This is a genomic window from Streptomyces sp. NBC_01549, from assembly GCF_026339955.1.
In the GTDB taxonomy this organism is placed as follows: Bacteria; Actinomycetota; Actinomycetes; order Streptomycetales; family Streptomycetaceae; genus Streptomyces.
In genome coordinates, this window is record NZ_JAPEPW010000002.1 from 892,340 (window position 1) to 916,240 (window position 23,901).

At 70.4% G+C, this 23,901-nt stretch carries 20 protein-coding genes; 14 read left to right on the forward strand and 6 right to left on the reverse strand.

The window, feature by feature from the left end; genetic code table 11:
• The first annotated feature begins 46 nt into the window (after positions 1-46).
• The 3 genes from OG819_RS38815 (at position 47) to OG819_RS38825 (ending at position 4,083) form a co-directional block, all read left to right on the forward strand.
• Positions 47-1,582, forward strand: coding sequence for an SDR family oxidoreductase (locus OG819_RS38815; RefSeq protein ID WP_266653798.1), 1,536 nt, complete (start codon positions 47-49; stop codon positions 1,580-1,582).
• Positions 1,583-1,700: 118 nt separating this feature from the next.
• Positions 1,701-3,074 carry a deoxyribodipyrimidine photo-lyase gene (locus OG819_RS38820; protein WP_266635040.1) on the forward strand — a complete coding sequence of 458 codons (1,374 nt, stop codon included), beginning with the start codon at positions 1,701-1,703 and terminating at the stop codon, positions 3,072-3,074.
• A 286-nt stretch (positions 3,075-3,360) separates the two neighbouring features.
• Positions 3,361-4,083 (forward strand): DUF4142 domain-containing protein, encoded by a 723-nt coding sequence (locus OG819_RS38825; protein WP_266653800.1) that lies wholly within the window; start codon positions 3,361-3,363, stop codon positions 4,081-4,083.
• A 31-nt stretch (positions 4,084-4,114) separates the two neighbouring features.
• On the opposite strand, the gene OG819_RS38830 is transcribed toward OG819_RS38825, so the two are convergent.
• Complete coding sequence (locus tag OG819_RS38830) at positions 4,115-5,146, reverse strand: MerR family transcriptional regulator (protein WP_266632918.1); 1,032 nt, start codon at positions 5,144-5,146, stop codon at positions 4,115-4,117.
• A 131-nt stretch (positions 5,147-5,277) separates the two neighbouring features.
• On the opposite strand from OG819_RS38830, the gene OG819_RS38835 reads away from it, so the two are divergent.
• Together OG819_RS38835 and OG819_RS38840 are read left to right on the forward strand one after the other, a co-directional pair.
• Positions 5,278-5,871 (forward strand): sigma-70 family RNA polymerase sigma factor, encoded by a 594-nt coding sequence (locus OG819_RS38835; RefSeq protein WP_266653802.1) that lies wholly within the window; start codon positions 5,278-5,280, stop codon positions 5,869-5,871.
• Between the two features lie 142 nt (positions 5,872-6,013).
• The gene (locus OG819_RS38840) at positions 6,014-6,454 is read left to right on the forward strand and encodes an SPW repeat protein (protein WP_266632916.1); all 441 of its coding nucleotides are present in this window, start codon (positions 6,014-6,016) and stop codon (positions 6,452-6,454) included.
• Between the two features lie 185 nt (positions 6,455-6,639).
• Here OG819_RS38840 and OG819_RS38845 read toward each other — a convergent pair whose 3' ends face one another.
• Together OG819_RS38845 and OG819_RS38850 are read right to left on the reverse strand one after the other, a co-directional pair.
• On the reverse strand, positions 6,640-7,248 hold the full coding sequence (locus tag OG819_RS38845) for a hypothetical protein (protein ID WP_323139405.1): 609 nt from the start codon (positions 7,246-7,248) through the stop codon (positions 6,640-6,642).
• Positions 7,249-7,408: 160 nt separating this feature from the next.
• Positions 7,409-7,582, reverse strand: coding sequence for a hypothetical protein (locus OG819_RS38850; protein ID WP_266632915.1), 174 nt, complete (start codon positions 7,580-7,582; stop codon positions 7,409-7,411).
• A gap of 354 nt (positions 7,583-7,936) precedes the next feature.
• On the opposite strand from OG819_RS38850, the gene OG819_RS38855 reads away from it, so the two are divergent.
• The 3 genes from OG819_RS38855 (at position 7,937) to OG819_RS38865 (ending at position 9,944) form a co-directional block, all read left to right on the forward strand.
• The gene (locus OG819_RS38855) at positions 7,937-8,812 is read left to right on the forward strand and encodes a helix-turn-helix transcriptional regulator (protein ID WP_266632914.1); all 876 of its coding nucleotides are present in this window, start codon (positions 7,937-7,939) and stop codon (positions 8,810-8,812) included.
• A 24-nt stretch (positions 8,813-8,836) separates the two neighbouring features.
• Positions 8,837-9,049, forward strand: coding sequence for a DUF397 domain-containing protein (locus OG819_RS38860; RefSeq protein WP_266591662.1), 213 nt, complete (start codon positions 8,837-8,839; stop codon positions 9,047-9,049).
• A gap of 82 nt (positions 9,050-9,131) precedes the next feature.
• On the forward strand, positions 9,132-9,944 hold the full coding sequence (locus OG819_RS38865; protein ID WP_266632913.1) for an SAM-dependent methyltransferase: 813 nt from the start codon (positions 9,132-9,134) through the stop codon (positions 9,942-9,944).
• A 111-nt stretch (positions 9,945-10,055) separates the two neighbouring features.
• Here the strand turns inward: OG819_RS38865 and OG819_RS38870 are convergent, their stop codons facing one another.
• Positions 10,056-11,846: a helix-turn-helix transcriptional regulator gene (locus tag OG819_RS38870; protein WP_266653804.1), complete on the reverse strand. Its 1,791-nt coding sequence runs from the start codon at positions 11,844-11,846 to the stop codon at positions 10,056-10,058.
• Between the two features lie 148 nt (positions 11,847-11,994).
• On the opposite strand from OG819_RS38870, the gene OG819_RS38875 reads away from it, so the two are divergent.
• From OG819_RS38875 to OG819_RS38885, 3 genes are all read left to right on the forward strand, one after another.
• Positions 11,995-13,785, forward strand: coding sequence for a hypothetical protein (locus tag OG819_RS38875; RefSeq protein ID WP_266653806.1), 1,791 nt, complete (start codon positions 11,995-11,997; stop codon positions 13,783-13,785).
• Positions 13,786-13,811: 26 nt separating this feature from the next.
• A complete protein-coding gene (locus OG819_RS38880; RefSeq protein ID WP_266632910.1) occupies positions 13,812-14,618 on the forward strand; it encodes a hypothetical protein in 807 nt (268 codons plus the stop codon).
• Between the two features lie 350 nt (positions 14,619-14,968).
• Complete coding sequence (locus OG819_RS38885; protein WP_266653808.1) at positions 14,969-16,084, forward strand: aminoglycoside phosphotransferase family protein; 1,116 nt, start codon at positions 14,969-14,971, stop codon at positions 16,082-16,084.
• Positions 16,085-16,142: 58 nt separating this feature from the next.
• On the opposite strand, the gene OG819_RS38890 is transcribed toward OG819_RS38885, so the two are convergent.
• Positions 16,143-17,597 carry an APC family permease gene (locus OG819_RS38890; protein WP_266653810.1) on the reverse strand — a complete coding sequence of 485 codons (1,455 nt, stop codon included), beginning with the start codon at positions 17,595-17,597 and terminating at the stop codon, positions 16,143-16,145.
• Positions 17,598-17,729: 132 nt separating this feature from the next.
• Here OG819_RS38890 and OG819_RS38895 point away from each other — a divergent pair, with 132 nt between their 5' ends.
• The 3 genes from OG819_RS38895 (at position 17,730) to OG819_RS38905 (ending at position 22,241) form a co-directional block, all read left to right on the forward strand.
• On the forward strand, positions 17,730-18,911 hold the full coding sequence (locus tag OG819_RS38895; RefSeq protein WP_266655483.1) for an ROK family transcriptional regulator: 1,182 nt from the start codon (positions 17,730-17,732) through the stop codon (positions 18,909-18,911).
• A gap of 173 nt (positions 18,912-19,084) precedes the next feature.
• Positions 19,085-21,841, forward strand: a complete 2,757-nt coding sequence (locus OG819_RS38900) for an exo-beta-D-glucosaminidase (protein WP_266655485.1) — start codon at positions 19,085-19,087, stop codon at positions 21,839-21,841.
• 196 nt (positions 21,842-22,037) lie between these two features.
• Positions 22,038-22,241: a hypothetical protein gene (locus tag OG819_RS38905; protein WP_266632904.1), complete on the forward strand. Its 204-nt coding sequence runs from the start codon at positions 22,038-22,040 to the stop codon at positions 22,239-22,241.
• On the opposite strand, the gene OG819_RS38910 is transcribed toward OG819_RS38905, so the two are convergent.
• Entirely contained in the window at positions 22,228-23,673 is a 1,446-nt protein-coding gene (locus OG819_RS38910) for a hydrolase (protein ID WP_266653812.1), read from the reverse strand. The genes OG819_RS38905 and OG819_RS38910 overlap by 14 nt on opposite strands.
• Positions 23,674-23,901 lie beyond the last annotated feature (228 nt).

The window sequence follows — 23,901 nt, forward strand, 5'->3', positions numbered from 1 at the left end:
GAGGGAACTCGGTAAGGGGGTGGCCCGGCGAACGACGGAGGAACCCATGAGCGACGACGACCCCCGCCCCGGCCTGCACTGTCTGGTCACCGGTGCCACCGGCTACATCGGCGGCCGACTGGTCCCCGAGTTGCTGGACGCGGGGCACCGGGTGCGGTGTCTCGCCCGCTCCCCCGCCAAGCTGCGCGATTACCCATGGGTGGACGACGCGGAGGTGGTGCGCGGCGACGTCACGGACGCCGGTTCGGTAGCCGAGGCCCTGCGCGGTGTCGATGTCGCGTACTACCTCGTGCACGCCCTGGGCACGGGCCATGCCTTCGAGGAGACCGACCGGAAGGCGGCCGGGATCTTCGGCGAACAGGCCCGCGCGGCCGGGGTCCGCAGGATCGTCTACCTGGGCGGCCTGACCCCGGCGGGTGTCCCCCGGGAACGCCTCTCGCCGCACCTCAGGTCGCGCGCCGAGGTCGGCGACATCCTGCTGAAGTCGGGCGTGCCGACCACGGTCCTGCGCGCAGCCGTGATCATCGGCTCCGGCTCGGCCTCCTTCGAGATGCTCCGCTACCTCACCGAACGCCTCCCGGTCATGATCACGCCCCGCTGGGTGCGCACCCGGATCCAGCCGATCGGCGTACGGGACGTGCTGCGCACTCTGGTCGGCAGCGCGCGGATGCCCGCCGAGGTCAACCGCACCTTCGACATCGGCGGTCCCGAGGTCCTGACGTACCTGGAGATGATGCAGCGGTACGCCGCCGTGGCCGAGCTGCCGCGCAGGCTGATCCTGCCCGTGCCTGTGCTGACCCCCGGGCTCTCCAGCCACTGGGTCGGACTGGTCACCCCGGTGCCCGCGTCCATCGCCCGCCCGCTCACCGAATCGCTGCGCCACGAGGTCGTCTGCCACGAACACGACATCGTCCGGTACGTCCCCGATCCCCCGGGACGTCCGTTCGGATTCGACGAGGCGGTGTCGCTGGCTCTGCAACGGGTACGGGACGCCCAGGTCACCACCCGGTGGTCGTCGGCCTCCGTGCCCGGCGCGCCCAGTGATCCCCTCCCCACCGACCCCGACTGGGCGGGCGGCAGCCTCTACACCGATCGACGCGAAGTGGCCGTGGACGCGCCGCCCGGGGCGCTGTGGCGGGTGATCGAGGGCATCGGCGGTGAGAACGGCTGGTACTCCTTCCCGTCGGCCTGGGCCCTCCGCGGCCGGCTGGACCGGCTGGTGGGCGGTGTCGGACTGCGGCGCGGACGGCGCGACGCCGCCCGGCTGCGCGTGGGCGACTCGCTCGACTTCTGGCGCGTCGAGGACATCGAGCCAGGTCATCTGCTGCGGCTGCGCGCCGAAATGCGGCTGCCGGGCCTCGCCTGGCTGGAGATGTACGCCGAGGCCGGCGCCGGGGGCCGGTCCCGCTACCGGCAACGGGCCCTGTTCCATCCGCACGGCCTGCTGGGACAGGCCTACTGGTGGAGCATCTCGCCCTTCCACGCCCTCGTGTTCGGCGGCATGGCCCGCAACATCGCCAAGGCGGCGGCCAAGGCCGACGTACCGGCGAGAGCACGGCAGCCCGCCGTGCCGTCCCGCTGAGTCCCGCGACCCCTCGCCGATGCCCGCATCCGCCGGGGACCCCCGGCCCGAAGCAGTCATGGCCGCACTCGTCGCCGCCCTGTCACAGCACCGCGTCCCCCTGTCCCGGAGTCACACCATGAACGTCTCGGTCGTCCTGTTCACCTCGGACCTGCGCCTGCACGACCATCCAGCGCTGCGCGCGGCGCTGGACGGCTCGGCCGCGCTCGTCCCCCTGTTCGTACGCGACGACGCCGTCGCCGTCGCGGGCTTCACGGCACCCAACCGGATGGCGTTCCTCGCGGACTGTCTGGCGGACCTGGACGCCGGACTACGGGCGCGCGGTGGCCGTCTCGTGGTGCGCTCCGGCGATGTCGTCGCACGGGTGTGCAAGGTGGTCGCCGAGGCGGAAGCCGACGAGGTGCACATGGCCGCGGGGGTCAGTGGCTACGCCCGCCGCCGCGAGGAGCGGCTGCGCGCGGCCCTGGAGAGCGAGGGGTGCCGGCTGCACGTTCACGACACCGTGATCACCGCGCTCGCGCCCGGCGCCGTCACTCCGTCCACCTCGGACCACTTCGCCGTGTTCACACCATACTTCCGGCACTGGTCGCGGGAGCCGCTGCGGGACCCGGTCGCCGCCCCCCGGGCGATCCGGGTGCCGGACGGCGTCGGCTCGGAGGGAACCCCCTCCCGCACGGGCCTGTCCGGGCTGTCGGAAGGGCTGGCGCGCGGCGGCGAGTCGGAAGGCAGGAAGCGGCTCACGGCCTGGCTGCGCTCGGACATCGCCTCGTACGAGGACGGTCACGACGACCTGTCGGGCGACGCCACCTCCCGGCTCTCACCCCATTTGCACTTCGGCACCCTCTCCCCGGTCGAACTCGTCCACCGGGCGCGCGCGGCGGGCGGCCCGGGCGCCGAGGCGTTCGTACGGCAACTGGCCTGGCGTGACTTCCACCACCAGGTGCTCGCCGCGCGGCCGGACGTGGCCGTCGCCGACTACCGCACCAAGCGCGACCGTTGGCGCTCGGGAAGGGCGGCGCACGAGGACGTCAAGGCGTGGAAGAAGGGGCGCACCGGCTATCCGGTCGTCGACGCGGCGATGCGCCAGCTGCGGTACGAGGGCTGGATGCACAACCGGGCTCGGCTGCTGGCCGCGAGCTTTCTCACCAAGACGCTGTACGTGGACTGGCGGGTGGGGGCCCGGCACTTCCTGGACCTGCTGGTGGACGGCGATGTCGCGAACAACCAGCTCAACTGGCAGTGGATGGCCGGAACGGGCACGGACTCGCGGCCGGGCCGCGTCCTCAACCCGGTGAAGCAGGCCAAACGGTACGACCCGGACGGGGAGTACGTCCGTCGCTGGGTGCCGGAGCTGGCGGGGCTCGCGGGCGGCGCCGTGCACGAACCCTGGAAACTCCAGGGCCTGGAGCGCGCCGCATACGACTACCCGGACCCCATCGTCGAACTCTCCGATGGGCTCGCCCGGTTCAGGGCCGCTCGCGATCGCGGCTGAACGACATGACGACCTCGCGGCATCACCGCTGAGCAGCTTCACCGCTGAGAGGTCTCACGGCTGATAGGTTTCACGGCTCAGCGGCATCACAGCTGACGAGACGGCGGCTCAGCCGTTCACGACTGCGCGGGGCGCGGCACAGGCTTTACTGTCCCTAGAGATTCCTCCGGCCCGCGCAGCCGTATACGTGGTCGTCCGAAACACCCGTACCGGATCCACGCACCGGATCCACCGAGCGGCCCGCCGGAACCCCAGACTCCGGGACGCCGCCCCGCCAGGAGGCTCAATGCGTATCGCACGAACCGCAGGAACCGTCTTCGTGGCAGGTGCGTTGGTCATGACTCTCGCCGCGCTCGCGTACCCCAGCATGCTCGGACTGCAGACCACGGCCGCTGATCAGAGCCGCGTCATCGAAAATACCTCGACGGGCCCGGTGACCGAGGCCGACCGCGACTTCGTCGTCAAGGTGCGGGCGGCCGGCCTGTGGGAGTACCCCGTGGGGATGCTGGGTCTGCAGAAGGGCACCACCCCGGCGGTCAGGACCGCCGGTGACCACCTGGTCAAGGGCCATGCCGCGCTGGACGACACCGACCGCAAGGTCGCCGCCGCACTCGGCATCACCATCCCCAACAAGCCGTCTCCTCAGCAGCAGGGCTTCGTGTCGACGCTGAGCGGAGAAACCGGCAAGCAGTTCGACACCGACTTCGCCAACATCCTGCGGATGACCCACGGTTCGATCTTCAACACCGTCGCCAAGATCCGGTCAACCACCAAGAACTCGCTGGTCCGCCAGCTGGCCGACCAGGCCAACGTCACGGTGCTTGACCACATCACGGTGATGGAGAAGACCGGACTGGTCAACTTCGACCAGACGCTGTTCCAGCAGACCACACCACCGAAGCTGCCCGCCTCCGATCTCACGCCGCCCGCGCCCGCGCCGGGTGAGCCGACCGCTGTGCTCACCCCGCCCGCCGGCAGCTCCCCCTCGCCCACCGGGACGGTCGGCTGAGCCGCACCCCGGCTCACCGGCGCCCGGGCGGTCAGCTCCGGGCGACCGGGACGGGTGGGCCGTACAGGCTCGAGAGGGTTCCGAGGGCGTCCCGCAGCCCGGGCGGGCGGAGCATCCCTCGCACCGGGCGGCCCGCCCAGCCCGGTCCGCCGAGCAGCACGGCGGGATGACCGCGGGCCCCCTTGACGCCCCACTGGGTGCCCGCGACATGCCGGGCCAGGGGCAGGTCCGCCGTCGAACGCGTCTGGGCCCACAGCAGGACGGCCGACGGGCCGAGCCGTCGTACGGCCGCGGTCAGCGCCTCGGTGGGGACCGCGGCGCCGAACATCCGGGTGGGCACGCCGAGTTCGACGAGACCCGCGTGCAGCGCCTCCAGCGCCAGGCTGTGCTGTTCCCCCGGGACGCATGCCAGCACCACCGGTCCCGCTCCGGCGGCCGGGGCTCCCGCGGGGCCGACCGGCTCGGTGGCACGGTGCAGGGCGCGTGAGATGTGCCAGGACAGCAGGTGTTCCACCTCCACGTAACGGTCGCCCGAGGATTCCCACTTGCGTCCGACCGCGTGCAGAGTCGGCACCATCACCTCATCCCAGGCGAGGACCACGCCGTGGCGCGCCACGAGCGAGGCCAGCTGGTCGCCCACGGCGGGGGCGTCGAGGCGCACCGCGGCGCGCGCGAGGCCCCTGCACTCCTGACGGACGTCACCGAGCGGCAGCGCACCGGCCGCCTGCGAACGGTGCCCACCGGGCTGATCGCCTCCCCCGGCCCGCTCGGGCCCGGGCTGAATCCGCCCTTCACCCTCCCGGACGGTCCGGGCCGCCTCGGCGGGCGGCACCCCGGCCGAGGTCAGGCGGCACATCTCCTCGAGCATCACCACGTCCCGCGGCGTCCAGCGGCGGTGCCGACCGGCGGAACGGACCGCGGGGCCCAAGCCGTACCTCCGGTCCCAGGAACGCAGGGTCGTGGGCGACACCCCGAGGCGGCGGGCCAGCGAACCCGTCGTGACGCCCGCCTCGTCGGACCGCGCGGCCGTCTCCCGCCGCTGTGCCGGTTGGTTCTCGCCCATACGGCGACCATACGACGCACAAACGATGCGAGTTGTCGCCCTGCGCCTCGGTTCACACGATGGGGATCACCGGGCGCGTCACGGGAGGCGCCCGGCGACCGGGAGCCCGCCCGAACCGAGGAGCCGTGGCCATGATCCTGGATTCCCTCACCGAGCAGTGCGTCGACGGGCGGCTGAAGACGCTTTCCGACGCGGATCTCGCCCAGGGCCTCGTGGACGGCGACGAGGAGTGTCTGACCGCCGCCTACCGCCGCTGGGGAACGCTGGTGCACACACTCGCCGGACGTTCGCTGGGCGACCCCCGGGAGGCCGAGGACGTCACCCAGCAGGTGTTCCTGGCCGCCTGGCAGGGCCGACAGGGTTATCGACCCGAGCGCGGCGCGTTCGTCGGCTGGCTCGTCGGCATCACCCGCCGCAAGATCGCCGACGCGCTCTCCGCCCGGACCCGCCGCACCGATCTGCTCGCCGCCGCCGGAGCCCTCCTCGGCCCGCTCGACGACACCTACGGCCGCCCCGAGACCGTGCTCGACCGTGTCCTCCTGCGCGGCGAGCTCGCCAGACTCCCCGCGTCCCAGCGCCGGGTGCTGCACCTCGCCTTCTACGAGGACCTGACCCAGACCCAGATCGCCCAGCGCACCGGCTGGCCGCTGGGCACCGTCAAGAGCCACTCCCGGCGGGGCCTGCACCAGTTGCGCCGCGGCCTGCGCGCGGAGGCCGTCGGGTGAACGTCCGGTCCCGATACGGAGAAAGGCCACCTCTACACATAAAGAAGAAATAAGAGCACAATGAAAACAAGCGGCGCCAACCGCACACCGCACACCACACACCAGAAGCGGTCAGGCCTGCAGAGAACGAAGGAGACGACTCATGGCCAACGTCTCGCACCCCAGAGGTGACATCACGACCCACCCCGACGCATCCGAAATGCGGGAGCGGTACGACCGCATGCTCGGTGGCCGCGATGTGGCGCTCGTCGACGGACCGGTGTTCCTGCTCGGTCTGTACTGCGCCGTGTCCCCGTGGATACTCCACTACATGACGAGCCAGCCCGCCCTGGCGACGCACAACCTCATCATGGGCATCGCCATAGGCCTGCTGGCCCTCGGATTCACCAGGGCCCCCGAGAGAATGTACGGCCTGAGCTGGGCCATCTGCGCGATGGGCGCGTGGCTGATCATCTCACCCTGGGTGGTCGGAACCAGCCCCGACACCGGCGTCGTGCTCAACAACATCATCATCGGCGCGCTGGCCGTGGTGCTGGGGGCGCTGTGCGCGGTCACGACGACGAGAGGCACTCCTCGGGCGTAGGCCCGGCGGACATCCTTCGGTGCTGTTCCCGGCGGACACTCCCGGAACAGCACCGGAGGCCCACACCCGGGCTCAGCACCGCACGTCGATGCCCGCGCTGAGCCCAGGCCACACGAAAGGAAGCGAACACCCCCACAGGCCGGCCCGCCCACGCGGACCGGCCTCACGACGCCCACCGAGGTGGTTCAGATACCCGCGCCGAGCGACCAGCGCGGGGTGCTGCCGGCGAGGCGGCACGTGAGGAAGTACAGCGGGATCGGCGGCGTGTACGGCGAGTCATCCTCGGGCCGGTGGATCAGACGGGGGCGGGCCGACCGTGAGCGCAGCAGGGCCCGCGTCCAGGACGGGTCGGCCAGCCGGGCGCCCACCGCGTAGCTGGTGGAGGTCGGCCAGGTGACGCCTATGTGGGATCCGGAGGGGACGATCCACCACCACCGCTCCTCGTCGGCGAAGACACAGCCGACGCGGGGCAGACAGTCCATGATCCGTTCCCCGTGTTCCGGGGATGTGCCCACGGCGTCGTACCCCAGGCCTGCGGAGAACTCGGGGGGTATCGCCAGTCGTGCCGGGGACTCGTGCGGCGGCGCGGTGGGAATGTACATGCGCAGGCCGAAGGCGGCGGGGTACGGGCGCGGATCGACGGCGGCGGTGTGGTCGCGGCCGCCGAGGGTGGAGAGGTCGTCGTCGCCGCCGAGGGCGGAGAGGTGTTCTCGGCCGTCGAAGGCGGCAAGGTGGTCGTTCGGGTCGTCCGCGGCGTGGTGGTCGCGCAGGTCAGGAATGTACTGTCGTTCCATCAGATGAAGGTCCTTCGGCCGAGTGGGGGATGGGCCGGGCGATAGTCATGGTCGCCGGCGAGCCGGTCGACACGATGTCTCCTCCCTTCGACGGCAGTACGGCTCGGACGATGTGTCCGGAGCCGTCGGCGGTGTCTTTGACTGACGCCCCAGTCGCTGCTCAGGGGTGCGTCAGCGCGTTGGTGACGAGCTCGGAGGTCACCAGGATCGCGTTGTCGCAGGCCTCGGGGGCGACGCCCCACTCGGTGAGCGACTCACGGACGCGTCTTCGTGCCACACCCACCGAGGCGGGCGCCGCGGGCAGGGCGAACACACGTGCCCGACGGGGATGCACATCTCCTGCTGGTCGGCCCAAAGGGTGGGGGAGGGAGGGCGGGGTCATCGCCGTTCGCCTTTCGTCTGCCTTCGCACCACACGCGGTGCCAATGCCGTCCCCCGCGACCCTGCACCGTCGCGAGATGTGTACAACTCGCCGCACATGGCGTCACGTCGCGGCCCCGTCTCCCCCAACTGGGCCGCACGATCCCTCCCTTCACCGGGCCAGGGACGATAGGACCACTCTGGCAGCTGCCAACAACACCTCGCAACCGACAAGTTGAAAATTGCAATGTGCCAGGTGCATGCTTCCCCCGTCAACGGATGATCGTGACAGACTGCGACCTCGTAGCCCGCTGTGAGGGGGTAAGGCGTGTCCACGGAGACCGACTGGGGCGGCGCGCCTTCCGTCCTGCGGATGATTCTCGGCAAGCAGCTCGAGGAGCTGCGCACCCAGGCCGGGCTGACGTACGAGCAGGCGGGTGAGGCGATCGGCGTCAGCCACTCCACCATCCGCCGGATGGAGGCCGCCAAGGTGGCCCGGCTGCGGCTCGCCGACGCCGAGAAGCTCCTGCAGACCTACGGCGTGGCGGACCGGCAGGAGATCGACACCTTCCTGAAGTCGGTCCGTGAGGCCAACAAGCGCGGCTGGTGGCACACATACCGCGATGTCCTCCCGGACTGGTTCGCCGCGTATCTGAGCCTGGAGCAGGCGGCGCTGCAGATCCGCGCGTACGAGGCGGAGTTCGTGCACGGGCTGCTGCAGACGGAGGCGTACGCGCGCGCCCTGCTCGGCGCGGGCAATCCGCACGCCTCGGCCGAGGCGACCGAGCGCCGGGTCGCGCTGCGCATGCGCCGTCAGGAGCTGCTGTCCCGGCCCGCTCCGCCGCGCGTCTGGGTGGTGATGGACGAGACCGTGCTGAGGTGGCCGGTCGGCGGGCCCGAGGTGATGCGCGCGCAGATCGACCATCTGATCGAGGTCAACTCGCTCCCCCATGTGACCCTGCAGATCATGCCGTTCAGGAACGGCCCGCATCCGGCCATGCGGGCCGGTGCGTTCCATCTCTTCCGGTTCAGGGCACCCGAGTTGCCGGACATCGTCTATCTGAACGGTCTGGTGGGAGCCGTCTACCTCGACAAGGACGACGACGTCGTGGTGTACCGCGAGGCCCTGGACCGGCTGGGCGCACAGTCAGCGCCCGCCAGGAAGACCGAGGATCTTCTCGGCGCGATTCGCAAGGAGCTGTGAGTGCACCACCACATACGTAACGGCATGCCGTCCCGGGAGCTGGGCACGCAGGGCTGGTCCAAGCCGTGGAGCGACGACGCGGGCGGCGCCTGTGTCGAGGCGAAGAAACTGAGCGACGGACGGATCGCGCTGCGTCAGTCCACCGATCCCGAAGGGCCCGCCCTGGTTTTCACGCCCCGTGAAATGACGAGCTTTCTTGCGGGCGTCAAGGCGGGGGAGGCCGACTTCCTCCTCTGACAACCTTGTCCGAGTCCTATGCCTGTTCTTGTGCCCTGACGAACACCAGCTGTGTACCGACGACTTGATGGGAGGGGCGGCGTTGCCCGACAACGGATGGCCTGCCGACCGTATCGACACCGAGAGCGCGCACTCCGCGCGTATCTACGACTACATCCTGGGCGGTAAGGACTACTACCCCGCCGACAAGGAGGCGGGCGACGCGATGGCGCGGGAGTGGCCCGCCCTCCCGATCCACATGAAGGCCAACCGCGACTGGATGAACCGCGCGGTGGCCTATCTGGCCAAGGAGGCGGGGGTACGCCAGTTCCTGGACATCGGCACCGGCATCCCCACCTCCCCCAACCTCCACGAGATCGCCCAGTCGGTGGCCCCCGACTCCCGGGTCGTCTACGTGGACAACGATCCCATCGTGCTCACCCTCTCGCAGGGCTTACTGTCAAGCACCCCTGAGGGCAAGACCGCGTACGTCGAGGCGGACATGCTCGACCCGGCGACGATCCTGGGCGCGCCGGAACTGCGCGACACCCTCGACCTCACCCAGCCGGTCGCCCTCACGGTGATCGCGATCGTCCACTTCGTCCTGGACGAGGCCGACGCGGTCGGCATCGTCCGGCGCCTGCTGGAACCCCTTCCCTCGGGCAGCTACCTGGCGATGTCCATCGGCACCGCCGAGTTCGCTCCTCAGGAGGTGGCCCGCGTCGCCCGTGAGTACGCGGCCCGCAACATGCCCATGCGGCTGCGCACCCACACGGAGGCCGAGGAGTTCTTCGAGGGCCTCGAACTCGTCGAGCCCGGCATCGTCCAGGTCCACAAGTGGCACCCGGACGGCACGGAGACGGGGATCCGCGACGCGGACATCGCGATGTACGGGGCGGTGGCCCGCAAGCCGTAGCCCGTCCGCTCCACACCATCCGTGCCGCCGGCCCCGCTCGAAAGGGGCCCGGCGGCACGGGTGTCTCGGCGGGACGGGGCCTAGCGGACGGACGTTCTCGCCGACCGAACGCTAGGCCCTGTCGTCCGCCGTGGAGTCCAGCAGGGCCGCGCACTCGACCGCGAGGCCCACCATGCCGTACGTCCGGGCCACACGCAGCGCCTCCCGCAGCAGCCCGGAGGCGTGGGCGGCGGCGCCGGGGCGGCCGGACCTGCGCAGCGCGCGGGCCTGGGCGAGCCGGAGGCGGGCCAGCTGCGGTTGGGAGGAGCGGACCGGTTCGGTCGCGGTCCGGAAGTGGGCAAGGGCGGTGTCCGGCTCTCCCGCGGCCAGGGCCAGCAGTCCGCGGGCCCGGGCGGTCGGTCCGATCAGCACGGTGGGCCAGCCCGCGAGGGCGATCTGCTCCCCGTCATGGGCTTCCAGCCGCTCACGCAGTACCGGCAGTACTTGGCGCAGCTCGGACTCGAATCCGCCTCGGGCGTCGAGCGCGGCACTCACCTCGGCGAGCAGAACCAGTGTGGGCACCGCCCATCCGGACGGCGGGAACCGGCTGAAGTCGGCGGTGTCGTGCGCGAACCCGACGAGCCGGTCCGCCCCTTCGGCGTACTGGCCCGTCTCGCACAGCGCGAGCGCGAGCCCGGCCCGCCAGACGGGGAAGTAGCCGTGCTGTTCGACGGTGTCGGCCAGCCCGGAGGCGAACAGGTCCGCCATCCGGCCCTGTTCGCGCAGCAGCCAGTAGGCCTGGCCGAGGCGGGTCTGGTGCAGGTTGTCGGCGGGGACGGCCAGATCGGCGGGTAATCGCTCGACGAACGTCAGCGCGTCGCCGAAGATCCAGCCCGCGGCCTTGTCGAACCGGCCGTGCCACAGATCGAGCAGGGCGTCCAGGGTGTGCTGCTGCCAGGTGGTCAGCACGCCGCGGGTGTCCGCGGCGTGCTTGCGGTACTGGTTCGCCGTGGCCAGCGCGCTGTACACCTTGCCGGTCCGCAGCTGGTCGATGGCGACGGCCATGAGCGCCTCGCCGCGGAAGTAGGCCGAGCCGTGCCGGACCGCGGCGTCCCGCAGGCGTTCGGAGAGCGTCAGGGACTCGGCCGTGGACATGAAGTCGTACAGTCCCCACCGGCATTCGGTGAGCACCTCGCAGGCCACCTCGTCGTCCTTGCCGTCCGCGGCCAGCCTGCGCAGTGTGCTGCGGGCCAGCCGTGCACCCTGCTCCGGGCCCGCCTGGCCGGCGGCGGTGTCCTGGCTGACCGCCATGGACAGCTTCTTCGCCAGGTGCGCGTTGAGCCTGAGGCGCAGTCCGGCGGCATCGGCGCTCTCGTCGTCGCCCAGCGCGGCCAGGCTCTCCCTGATCAGCTGGAGCAGTTCGTGGTCGACCTGCCCGGGGTCCGACCAGCGGCGGGCCATCCTGACGACGGCCTCCGCCTGGGCCGTGGGATCCCCCTCGGCGCTCGCGTGCGCCGCCCGGTAGAGCCGGTCCGCCTCGCGCATGTCCCCGGTGGTGTGGTTGAGGTCGCCGCGCCGCAGCAGCCGGTCGAACTCGTCCCGCTGCCGGGCGGTGGCCGAACCTCCCCTGCCCGCACCGGACTTCACCAGTTTGGCCGCCCGCTCCCCCGGGCCCGGGCCGATCGTCTTCGAGATCCGCTCGGTGGACGGATCGGGAACCAGGGCGAGCAGCGCGCCCTTCGCTTCAAGCCGTTCGTCACACAGCTGCGCGAGCTCGTGCGTGACACGGCGCTGGCCGGTCTCGATCCTGCTCAGAAAGCTGCGGCTGCAGTGCACCTCTTCGGCCAGCTCGCTCAGTGACTTCCCGGCCGCCGTCCGACGTCGGCGCAACTCTGCGCCGAACGCGTTGTCTTCGATCGCCATCCTCCCAACGGTCCGCTCCCGCCCCTTGTTGCCAGAAAGCGTTGGCAACAGCCGACCGCTCCACGTTCCCGCGGAAACCCACCACTCTGTCTGTGAGCGAGCTTACAGCGAGCAAGGGCGCGGGCACCGGCAGACAGGAGCACTGGTCATGGGTTCGGACGAGGCCAAGGTGGTGGCGGCCGTCGACTTCGGCACGCACGGCACCGGCTTCGCCTGGACGGTGAGGACCCCGCTCAACGACGATCCGCGGACCAGACGGGTCCAGTTCTTCACGCGGTTCCCCGGCCGGCAGCTGGAGCGTCCGAAGAACCTCACGGCGATCCTGGTGACGGACGGCGGGGACACGGTCGCCTGGGGCCACGAGGCGCGCGCTCGGTGGGCCGAGGCCCTGGCGAAGGGGGAGTCCGAGGGGCTCGGCTACGCCTATGCCTTCAAGGCGGCGCTGAAGAGCGGCGGTTCGATGGCGGACCTGCCCGTCACGGGCGGCTTCGTCGACCGCGCCGACCGAGGTCTGATCCGGCGACTGGTCACCGCCTACCTCAAGGAGATCCGCGACCTGGCGACGGCGGAGATCAAGAGGATGACGTACACGGAACGAGAGGTCCGTTGGTGCATCACCGTTCCCGCGATCTGGGACGACGAGGACAAGGCGGTGCTGCGGCGGCTGGCCGTGGACGCGGGGTTCCCCGCCGATCCGGAGCGGCTGCTGCTGGCCATCGAGCCGGAGGCGGCGGCCCTGTACTGCCATCTGCGGATGCCCGACGCCGCCTCTGGTCCGCTTGAGCGGGCCCGGCTGCCCCTGCACCTCGACGGCTTCCGTTCCGTGGTGGTCGACTGCGGCGGCGGCACGGTCGACATCACGGCGTACGAGTCGCACGGCGACGCCGGTCCGTCGATCGCGCTGCGTGAGATCGGCCTCGCCACCGGTGGGTGGCTGGGATCGGAATACGTCAACCGGGCGTTCCTCGACAAGACGCTCGCCGACCGCTTCGGCCCGGGGGTCCTGAAGCGCATCGCGCGGGATCACCCCGCCGAGCTGCTCAAGCTGTCCGGGCAGTGGGAGCAGGCCAAGGCGACGGTGGAACTGGACCGGGACGCGGATTCGGTCACCCATGTGCTGGACCCGGTGCGGATCGAGGTTCCGGACTCCCTGTGGGATCTCCTCGACGAGCCGGTGCGGGCGCGGCTGACACGGGACGCCAGCCTGCCGCGGCAGATCGTCCTGTCTCCCGACGAGGTGAAGGGGCTGTTCGACGAGAGGGTGGACGGCATCCTGGACAAGGTCGCGGAGCAGCTCGCGACCATCGGCCGGACCTGCGGCACGGACGCGGATCCGGAGACCCTGGTGCTGGTCGGGGGATTCGCCCGCTCCCCGTGGCTGCGCGAGCGGATGCGGGCCCGCTTCGGCGAGCGGCACCGCATCCTCGCCCCGCCGGACCCGGCCCTCGCGGTCCTGGAAGGCGCCGTCCACTTCGCCTACCGCCCGGACGTGTTCGTCTCCCGGCAGGCCAAGTACACGTACGGCTACGAGACGGCCAAGCCGTTCGAGGAGGGGGTGGACTCCACGATGCGCATGTACCGCGACGACGAGGGTGACCTTCTGTGCGTCGGCCGTTTCGGTGTCGCGGTCCGGCGCATGGACAGCGTGCGGGTGAACGACGCCCACCCTTTCCGGATCGTGCCGGTCCGCGAGGACCAGGACGAGCTCGACGTCCGCCTGTACCGCTCCGCGAAGGCCGATCCCCGGTATGTCGACGAGGACGGGTGCGAGGAGATCGGCCGGCTGACCGTTGACCTGTCCGGCACCGTCGGCAGGCCACTGCGGGAGCGTCCGATCATGCTGCTGTTCTACTTCGGCGCCGCCGAACTGCGGGTCGAGGTGTTCGATCCCGCGACCGAGGAGACCAGCCGGGTCTCCGTCGACTTCGACCGCGTATAGCCATGGCCCGCCCCGAAGGAGGAGACGTGTTGTTCAACCGCGACAAGGGCAAGCGGCCGCACGAAGTGAGCATCAGGCTGGACGGCTTGGACACCCTGGAGTCGCGGATCCGGAAGCTGGAGGCCGTCGCGGACGACCAGCGGACCGCGCTCGCCTCGCTCGGCCCGCTCAGTGACCGGCTGGTCGAGTTGAGGATGCGCCAAGAACGTGCGGAGGAACGGGCTCAGATGCTGGAGACGGCCGTCGCGGACACCCGCCGTGTGCTCGACGAGCAGAGCGAGGTACTGGACCTGGTGCGGGTCGCTCAGGTGGCGGAACGGGCCGATCTCACCCGTGAGGACTTTCTCGTCCACTACGAACTCGCCCAGCGGTTACGGGCGTTGTACACCCAGCGGATACCCGACCTGATCCAGCCGCGGCTGACGGCGGAGCGGCCCCGTGACATCCTACGGCGCCAGGCGCAGCTGATCAGCGGGCTGTGTCTGGTGCTGTTCGGCCCCGACGAAGAGGGCGGGCTCGGGGAACCCGACCTCGCCGAACTGGCCCGCATCGCAACCGACGCCGGAGTGGTGGGCCTCGACGCGCGCCACCAGCGGCTGCTGGAGCGGGTCGGCACGGAGGCCGCCCATCTGTTCCGGGCCATGACCGGCAGCGGCTATGTCAGCCACTTCGACTTCGCGGTGGAGCCCGGCACCCCGGCGGATCCGAAGGAGCACGCTCTCTGGCCTTCGTGCGCGGCCGGGCGACCCGTCGCCTTCGTGGTGTGTCCGGGATACCGCGCGGCGGACCGCCGGCTGCTGGAGACCTTCGTCTACACCGAGGCCGAGGGCTGACACCGGGCTTTGGTTCGATGTGCTGTCCGGCCCTCGGGTCGGGGTCGGACAGTAGGATTTCGGTCCGGGGCGCGCGGGGGGCGCTCCGGCCCGGAAGGCCACAGGGCCCGAGGGGGGACCGGGTTGGGGGACCCGGGGGAAGGGGAGCGGAGCCGACGCCATCGGCTCCGCTCCCCCTCCGATGCGTGCGTTCCGGCCGCCGAAAATCGCTGGCCGGGGCGTTCTGGGTCGTTCAGACTCTCGCCGTGACGAGAACTGTGAGTGCGTGGGTGACCTCGGGTGATGAGTTCCTCGGGAGCACGGGGCCGTACGCCGTGGACGTTCCCTGGTGGTCCGAAATGGGGCCGGTCGTGGGGTGGTTGGAGGAGCTGCTCGGGGTGCCCGTGCTGGTGCTGCGCCTGCTGGACGTGGAAGGAGGTGCGGGCGGGCGGGACGGCCATGTGACGTATCACGTCGAGGCGTTGGAGCGGCCGGCGAGCGGTTTGTTGGATCAACGTCCCGTCGAATCACGGGTGTTGGACGGTGTCGAGCCGCTCAGGTCGCCTTGGGCCTGGGCGGACGGTTTGCGCGAGCTGCTCGACTGGGCGAACGGGGAGCTGGTGTCGGCGGGGCGGCCGGTGAGCGGTCCGGTCGAGCAGCGGCGTACCTGGAATCTGGCCGGGCTCTTTCGTCTGCCCACCGCGCGCGGCCCGGTCTGGCTCAAGGCGACACCGCGCTTCGCGGCGGACGAGGCCGCCGTCATCACCGCGTTCGCGGAGATCGACCCGGGGCTCGTTCCCACGCTCCTCGGCGTGGGTGAGCGGCGCGTCCTGATGGAGCACATACCCGGTGAAGACTGCTGGGGGGCTTCGCCGGAGACGGTCGGTGCGGCGGTGGAGCGGTTCGTCGGCGCGCAGGCCGTGGTGGCTTCCGGGGGTTCGGGCGGGTTCGGGGACGGTGCGGTGGCGGGGGTACGGGATTGGCGCGCGTCGGTTCTTGAGGCGGCGGTTCGTGATCTGCTTGACGGGCCCCTGGCCGGGGAGTTGACCGAGCGGGAGGTGCGGGGAGTTCGGGAGTTGGCCGGGCGGTGGGAGCTTCTCTCGGAGTGCGGGCTGCCCGACACGCTGGTGCACGGTGACTTCCACCCCGGGAACTGGCGCAGCGACGGTGGGGCGCCTGTCGTGGTGGACTTCGCCGACGCCCATTGGGGCAATCCGGTGCTCGACGGGCTGCGTGTCCAGGGCTTCCTTCCCGAGTCGAGCCGTGCGGCGGCCGCCCTGGACTGGGTGGAGGCCTGGAAGTCGCGGGTGCCCGGCAGTGACCCGGCTCGGGCGCTCGATGTCGCCGGGCCACTGGCCCATCTCACTTATGCCGTCCGGTATCAGGAGTTCCTGGACGGGATCGAGCCGTCGGAGCGGGTCTACCACCGGGGGGATCCGGCGGACGAGGTGCGGGCGGCGTTGCGTTGCGCGGGGATCGGGGGGTGACGGGCGCCGACGCGGTCGTGGGTGGGGCGGGGCCGTGGCGGTGCGACAAGTGGGGCGTTCACCTTCCGGCGGGCTCCGGGTCCGAGGTCGCGGGGGTCAGGTATTCCTCCTTGATCTCCTTCGGGCCGAAGGGCCATACCCTTTCCAGTTTCGCCCAGACGACGAAGGCGACGCAGCCCAGGGCCACCCAGGCCAGGGACCATTCGATGGGGTGGCGGCCCGGGGAGTTCTTGTCGGCGTAGCCGTAGATGGTGAGCCAGCCGATGAGGGCGAGGAGGCTGGGAATCGGGTAGAGCCACATCTTGTAGGGGCGGTTGAGGGTCGGCTGGCGCTTGCGCAGGACGGAGAGGGCGACGATCTGCGCGAGCGCCTGGACGATCACCATGACGGTGGTGAGGAGTTGGATCAGGGTGGCCAGGTCGGTGTGGCGGCCGATGAGGAAGCCGATCGCCGTGATGACGCCCATGGTCGCCAGGCCCAGCATCGGGAAGCGGTGCTTGGGGTGCAGCTTGGCGTACGGGCGGAAGAAGACGCGGTCGCGGGCGGCGTCGTAGGGAACGCGTGAGCCTCCGAGGAGTCCGGTGAAGACCGAGGCGAACGCGGTGATGAGGATGAGGACCGTGACGGTGTCGGCCGCGCCCTTGCCCCAGGTTTTTTCGAGGACGGCCGAGGCCACGGAGGTCGAGGCGATGTCGGTCGGGTCGGTCATGCGGTGCCAGTCGATGACGCCGAGGGTGCCGATCTGGAGGAGGAGGTAGATCGCCATGATGCCGAGGATGGAGAAGATGATGGAGCGGGGCAGGGTGCGGCCCGGATCCTTGATCTCGGCGCCCATGTACGCGGTGGTGTTGTAGCCCAGGTAGTCGTAGATGCCGATGGTCAGGCCCGCGGCGAAACCGACCCAGAAGTGGCTGCTGCTCAGCTCGAAGGCGTGTGCCGGGTAGGTGAAGGCCAGGTGGGAGCTGAAGTCGGTGGCCGCGGCGATGATCACCAGAAGGACCGAGGTGATCATGACCGCCCACATGACCGCCGTGATGCGGGCGATGTGTTCGATTCCGCGCCACAGGAGCAGCACTACGAGGGCGACGACGGCCAGGCCGATGAGGTCGCCCGTCGTCTTGCCCATGTCGGGAGCCAGGTAGCCGAGGTACTGGACGAAGCCGACCACGCCGGTGGACATGATCAGGGGGATGAAGAGCATGGCCGTCCAGACGAACAGGAACGGCATGAGGCGTCCGCTGCGGTACTGGAAGGCCTGGCGGAGGTACACGTAACTGCCGCCGGAGCCGGGCATCGACGCACCCAGTTCGGCCCAGATCAGGCCGTCCGCGAGGGCCAGGAGCGCGCCCGCGACGAAGCCGGTGATCGCCTGCGGGCCGCCGAAGGCGGCGACCATCAGCGGGATCGTCACGAACGGGCCGATGCCGCACATCTGGCTCATGTTGATGGCGGTGGCCTGGAACAGGCCGACGCGACGGACGAAACCGCCGGTGGGTGGCGGACTTCCGGACATGGGGTCTCCTGATCTCGGGACGCGGGGAGGTGGGCTCCCCTCGACTCGCCCGGCGAGGCTGACTGGGCGATAAAGTTAAGGAGACTTACTAGGTGCGTCAAGAGGGTGTCACGCATGCGTGAGAATGGTGCGATGCCCGCCAGCGACGCCATAGCGCAGCCTGAACAGCCCTGGAACCGGCAGCGGCTGCGCAGCACCAACGAGCGGCTGCTGCTCGACCGGCTGCGCACGGGCGGTGCTGCCTCACGGGCTCAGCTCGCGCGGGAGACGGGGCTGTCGAAGCCGACGGTCTCCAGCGCGCTCGCGGCGCTGGAGCAGGCGGGACTGGTGCGTGAGGCGGGCACCCACGCGCCCGAGCGCGGCCGGGTGGCCGTGCTCTACGCCCCGGACCCCGCGGCGGGGTACGCGCTCGGGATCGACATCGGACGCGGCTGGCTGCGGGTGGCGGTCGCCGATCTGGACGGTGGCGTGGTCGCGCGCGCCGATGTGCGCAATCGGGCGCGCAGCTCCGGCGCCATGGCCGACCTCGTCGTTTCGACGGCCCGTCAGGTCGTCGCCAACTCCGGCCTGGGAGCACACGAGGTGGCGCATGCGGTGGTGGGCACACCGGGTGTGTACGACGAGGAGCGGCGCCGGGTGCGGTACGCGATGCATCTGCCCGGGTGGGGCCGCGCGGGGCTGTTCGACCGGATGCGTGAGGAGCTGGGCATCCCGCTGGAGGTCCACAACGACGCCAACCTCGCGGCGCTCGGGGAGTACACGTACGGCGTCGGCGCGGGCAGCCGGCTGTTCACGTACATCCTGATCGGCACCGGTCTCGGCATGGGCGTGGTCAGCGAGGGACGGCTGTTCACGGGGGCGCGCGGCGGGGCCGGGGAGATCGGGTTCCTGCCGTGGCCGGGGCGGCAGAAGCCGGAGACGCTGGAGGACGCGGTGTCGGGCGTGGCCGTCGTCGAGGCCGCGCGGCAGTTCGGCATGACCGGCCAGCTCACGGCCAAGGCCGTGTTCGACGCGGCGCGCGAGGGGGACTCCGCCGCGGTGCGGGCGGTACGGCTGGAGGGTGAGCGGATCGCCTACACGGTGGCCGCGGCCGCCGCGGTGCTCGATCCCGATCTGGTGGTGCTCGGTGGCGGCGTGGGCCACAGCATCGACCTGCTGCTGCGGCCCGTACGCGAGACCCTGCGTACGCTCACTCCGCTGCGTCCGAGGATCGTGCCCAGCCGGCTGGGTGAGGACGCGGTACTGCTGGGCGCCGTGGCGACGGCCCTCGGGACCGCCAGGGACGTGGTGTTCGAGCGACGTTCGGCGTCCTGAGCGGGGCGCTCGCCTTCGGTGATTGACACGGATTGCTCGGGCACCTAGCTTGTGCGCCAGTTAGTAAAGTTTCCTAACTTGTAGCTTCGTGCTCCTACTCGCCTTGCTCCCGCCTGGCAGTGCCGGCACGCGATCCCGTAGCGCGGATGTTCCCCACCCCCAAGGAGACCACCGTGTTCCACCGTCCTGCCCCAAGACGGCGTTCCGCCACGGCCGCCGTCGCCCTGTGCCTCCTGTGCACCCTCTCCACCAGCGCGTGGGCCGGGTCTCGGGGCGCCGGATCAGACACGGCCGCACACACGCCGGTCACTCCGGTGCCCTCCACCGCGGGCAGCGCCACCGCGCTGTCCGGGTACGCGATCCAGTCGACGGACAAGGTCACGGACGCGGCGGCCGACGTGTCGAGTCCGGGCTATCCGGCGAGCGGCTGGTACTCGGCGGGCTCCCGCTCCACCGTCCTCGCGGCGCTGCTCGCGGACGGCAAGTACGCCGACCCGTTCTACTCGACCAACCAGCAGAAGATCCCGAAGGCCGACTTCCAGGTCCCCTGGTGGTACCGCTCGGACTTCACGGTCACGGACACCGCCGAGCGCAGCTACCTGGACTTCAGCGGGGTGATCTCGGCCGCCGACGTCTACGTCAACGGCAAGCGGGTCGCCACCGTCGCCGATGTCACGGGCGCCTACACACGGCACGAACTCGACATCACCTCGCTGGTGCGGTCGGGCACGAACACGGTGGCCTTCCGCATCCGGCCCAACGTGCCCACCAAGAACCTGACCATGGGCTGGTTGGACTGGCTCCAGCCTCCGCCCGACCAGAACATGGGCATCGTGCGTGACGTTCTCGTCCGCCGGGGCGGTCCGGTCGCACTGCGCGACGCGCACGTCGTCACCGAGCTCGCCGTTCCCTCGCTCGCCTCCGCGGACCTGACGGTCAAGGCACGGGCCCGCAACGAGACGAACGCTCCCGTCACGGCGACGGTGTCGGGCAGCATCGGCCCGGACGCCTCCTTCAGCAAGACCGTTTCCCTCGCCGCGCACGAGACGAAGACCGTCACCTTCTCCCCCACCGACACCCCTGGCCTCCATCTGAGCGCGCCGAAGGTGTGGTGGCCCGCGGGCATGGGCGGGCAGCCGCTCTACGGCCTCGACCTGACCGCCTCCGTCGCCGGCGCCGCCTCGGACACCGCGCACGAGCACTTCGGCATCCGCGAGGTGAAGGCGCCCCTCAACTCCGACGGCGCCCGGCAGTACAGCGTCAACGGCCGCAAGCTGCTCATCAAGGGCGGCGGCTGGTCCCCCGACGAGTTCCTACGCTGGGACCGGACGTATGTCGAGGACCGGCTGAAGTACGCACTGGACCTCGGCCTCAACACCATCCGCCTCGAAGGGCACATCGAGCCGGACGAGTTCTTCGACCTCGCCGACCGGTACGGCATCCTCACGCTGCCCGGCTGGGAGTGCTGCGACAAGTGGGAGGGGAACGTCAACGGCAGCGAGGCCGGGGAGAAGTGGACCGCGGCCGACTATCCCGTCGCCAAGGCGTCGATGGCCGCCGAGGCGGCCCGGCTGCGCGACCACCCCAGCGTCATCTCCTTCCTCATCGGCAGCGACTTCGCGCCGGACGCGACGATCGAGAAGAACTACCTCGACGCGCTGCGGGCCGCCGACTGGCCCAACCCCGTGGTCGCCGCCGCCTCCGACAAGTCCTCGCCGGTCAGCGGCCGTTCGGGCATGAAAATGACCGGTCCCTACGACTGGATCCCGCCGAACTACTGGTACGCCAAGCGCGAGGGCGGCGCCACCGGCTTCAACTCCGAGACCAGCGCGGGCCCCGACATCCCCACCCTCGACACCCTGCGCCGCATGATGTCCCCCACCGAGCTGGACACCCTGTGGAAGAGCCCGACCACCAAGCAGTACCACCGCTCACCGTCGTCGACCTTCGGCACGCTCAAGCTGTACGACAAAGCGCTCGCGGGACGCTACGGAGCGCCGAGCGGCCTCACCGACTACGTGCGCAAGGCACAGCTCGCCCAGTACGAGAACGTGCGCGCGCAGTACGAGGCGTACGGGCGCAACGCCACCGACTCCGCCAAGCCCGCGACCGGGGTCGTCTACTGGATGTTCAACAGCGGATGGACGTCGCTGCACTGGCAGTTGATGGACCGTTACCTCGATCAGGGTGGTGCCTACTTCGGCGCCAGGAAGGCGCACGAGCCGCTGCACATCCAGTACTCCTACGACACCCGCTCGGTCGTCGTCGTGAACAACCGGCACGCCTCCGCGTCCGGACTCACGGCCCGGGTCACGCTCTTCAACACCGACGGCACGCAGAAGTACGACAGGTCGGCGACCGGGGTGGGCGTGGACGGGGACGGCGCCCACAGCACTCCCCTCACCGTGCCGTCCTCCGTGACCGGCCTGTCGACGACATACCTGGCACGCCTCGTCCTCACCGACGCCGAGGGAAAGGAGGTCAGCCGCAACGTCTACTGGCTGTCCACCGAGCCCGACACCCTCGACTGGGCCAAGACCGACTGGTACTACACGCCGACGACGAGTTACGCGGACCTCAAGGGGCTCAACTCCATGGCACAGGTGCCGGTTTCGGCGACGGCTTCGACCTCGGTCGGCGTGCACGGCGCGTCCACGACGACGGTCACGGTACGGAACACCGGGACCGGGAAGACTCCGTCACTGCTCACCGACGTGCACCTCGTGGACTCGGCCGGCAAGCCTGTCCTGCCCGTTCAGTGGTCCGACAACCAGGTCAGCCTGTGGCCCGGCGAGTCCACGACGCTCACCGCCACCTACCGGACGGCCGACCTGCACGGTTCCGCGCCCAGGGTGCGCGTCTCCGGATGGAACACACCGGAGACGACCGTCCCCGCGGCCGGCACCCGATCCACCCGACACGGAGGGTGACAGCGACCCACGTACTTAATGCCCTATGGCCCGAATAGTCACACAAAAAGGGTATATTGCTGGCGTTTCCGTCACGGAGAGTCGAATAGCGTGACGGGCGTCGCGTCGGCCGAACACCGGCGCACGTCCGACCCTTCGACTACCTGCCCACGTCTTCCAGACCAGCGCGAACATCAACTGCGGCGGCACGAAGAACATGCCGAACGTCAGGTTCGAGATCAATCCGAACCTGAGCGCGCACCCCGGCTCCTGCAACGGCCCTGTCGCCCACCGCTCCCTCGCGCAGGTGAAGGCCTCGCTCAACGACGGCGGCGCGGTGCCGACCATCTACTCCGCCGCACGACGGGCGGGCCCGCTTCCGGGCCCGCCCTCTCGCGTGTTCGGGCTCAGCTCACGTTGAGCGCCGTGTCGTCCAGGACGAACGACGTCTGCAGGGTGGAGCCCTCGGTACCGGTGAACTTGACGGTGACCGTCTGTCCGGCGTAGCCGGACAGGTCGAAGCTGCGCAGCGTGTAGCCCGACGCGGCGTTCAGGTTCGAGTACGTGGCGAGCGTCGACAACACCGTGCCGCTGCTGTTCAGCACCTGGGCCTTGAGGGTGTCGTACGCCGTGCTGGTGGTCGTCTCGGCCGTGTCCACGTGAAGGTAGAAGTTCAGGGTGGCCGCGCAGCCGGACGGGATGGTGACCGCCTGGGAGAGCGTGTCCGTATTGGCCGAACCGTAGCCGTTCAGCCAGGCCTTGTAGGAGCCGGTACGGGCCGCCTCGCTGGAGCTGTTGGTGATGACACCGCTGGTCGCGGTCCAGGACGTATTGCTGGACTCGAAGCCCGGGTTGGGGAGCAGCTGGGCGGCCGTGCAGGTGCCGCCGCCTCCACCGCCACCGCCGCTGCTGCTGCCGCCCGCGAGCCACTCGGTGGCGTTCAGGGCGAGGGCGGCGTTCGTCGCGCCGGTGTCGTTCCAGCCGTCGTACAGCGTGTTGCCGGACTGGCCGGTGCCGTCGTCGATCGGGGAGCTGTCACCCCAGAACGCCACCCGGCCGCTGCCGAAGGTGCTGGTGGCGAAGAAGGCGCCGGTGTTGCCCGAGTAACCGGAGCGGTAGACCAGGCCCTTGACGGCGGAATTGTCGGCCGGCTTGAGGGTGGCCGTCGTGCCGTCGGCGATCAGGCTCTTGGTGACGGTGCCGAACGAGCCGTGCAGGACCGCGTTGGTGCTGTCGCTGATGGCCGCCGGGTAGCCGGAGCTGACGTCGAGCGTGTCGATGGAGAAGCCGAACGGGTCGGTGGAGTCGACGCTGTTGTTGGTCATCAGGTCGTTGAGGATCTCGACGGCGTCCTCACCGTCGCTGTTGCGGTCGGCGCCGGTGTGGTCCGAGACCATGAACAGCCCGCCGCCGTTCTTCACGAACGTCATGATCGCGGTCTTCTCCGCGGTCGTGAAGAGCGTGTTGGGCTCGGGCAGCACCAGCGTGTCGAAGTTCGACAGGTCGGTGGCCGAGGTGCCGCCGTAGGCCAGGCTGGAACCCGAAGGCAGCGTCTTGAGGCTGTAGTCGCCCGTCTTCTGCAGGGCCACACCCCAGGAGGACAGGGCGCCCGTCCAGTCGGTCTCCGCCGACGGGGAGGAGTCCTGGCCCAGCGGGTCGGGCTGACTGGTGGAGATGATCCAGTCGGCGTTGCCCGCGGTCTCCGCGTGGGCGTTGTCGAACAGGATGCGGTGCGGGGTCGCCGCGGCGGCCGGCGCGGCCGCGGACGCCTGGACCGCCACCCCCGCGACGAGCAGCCCGAACACGGCCGTGGCCGTGGTGAATCTGTGGCGGGATCTTCCGAATCCGAGCATCCGACGAACCTCCATGAGGGGTGGGGAGAGGCGGTGCGGGCGCCAAGTCTGCGCGCGTAGAACGGTGGTTGGCCGTCCACCGCGTGACAGATCCTTGAACCGTACATGGCAGGAACCCGACTGAACAGGAGCCCGCCGGATCGGACGGAGGACGGCCGGAAAGCAAAGCGGACTGTCTTGGCCCACAGGGGGAACACACCTAACTGCGGGGGTTCAGACAAAAAGGGG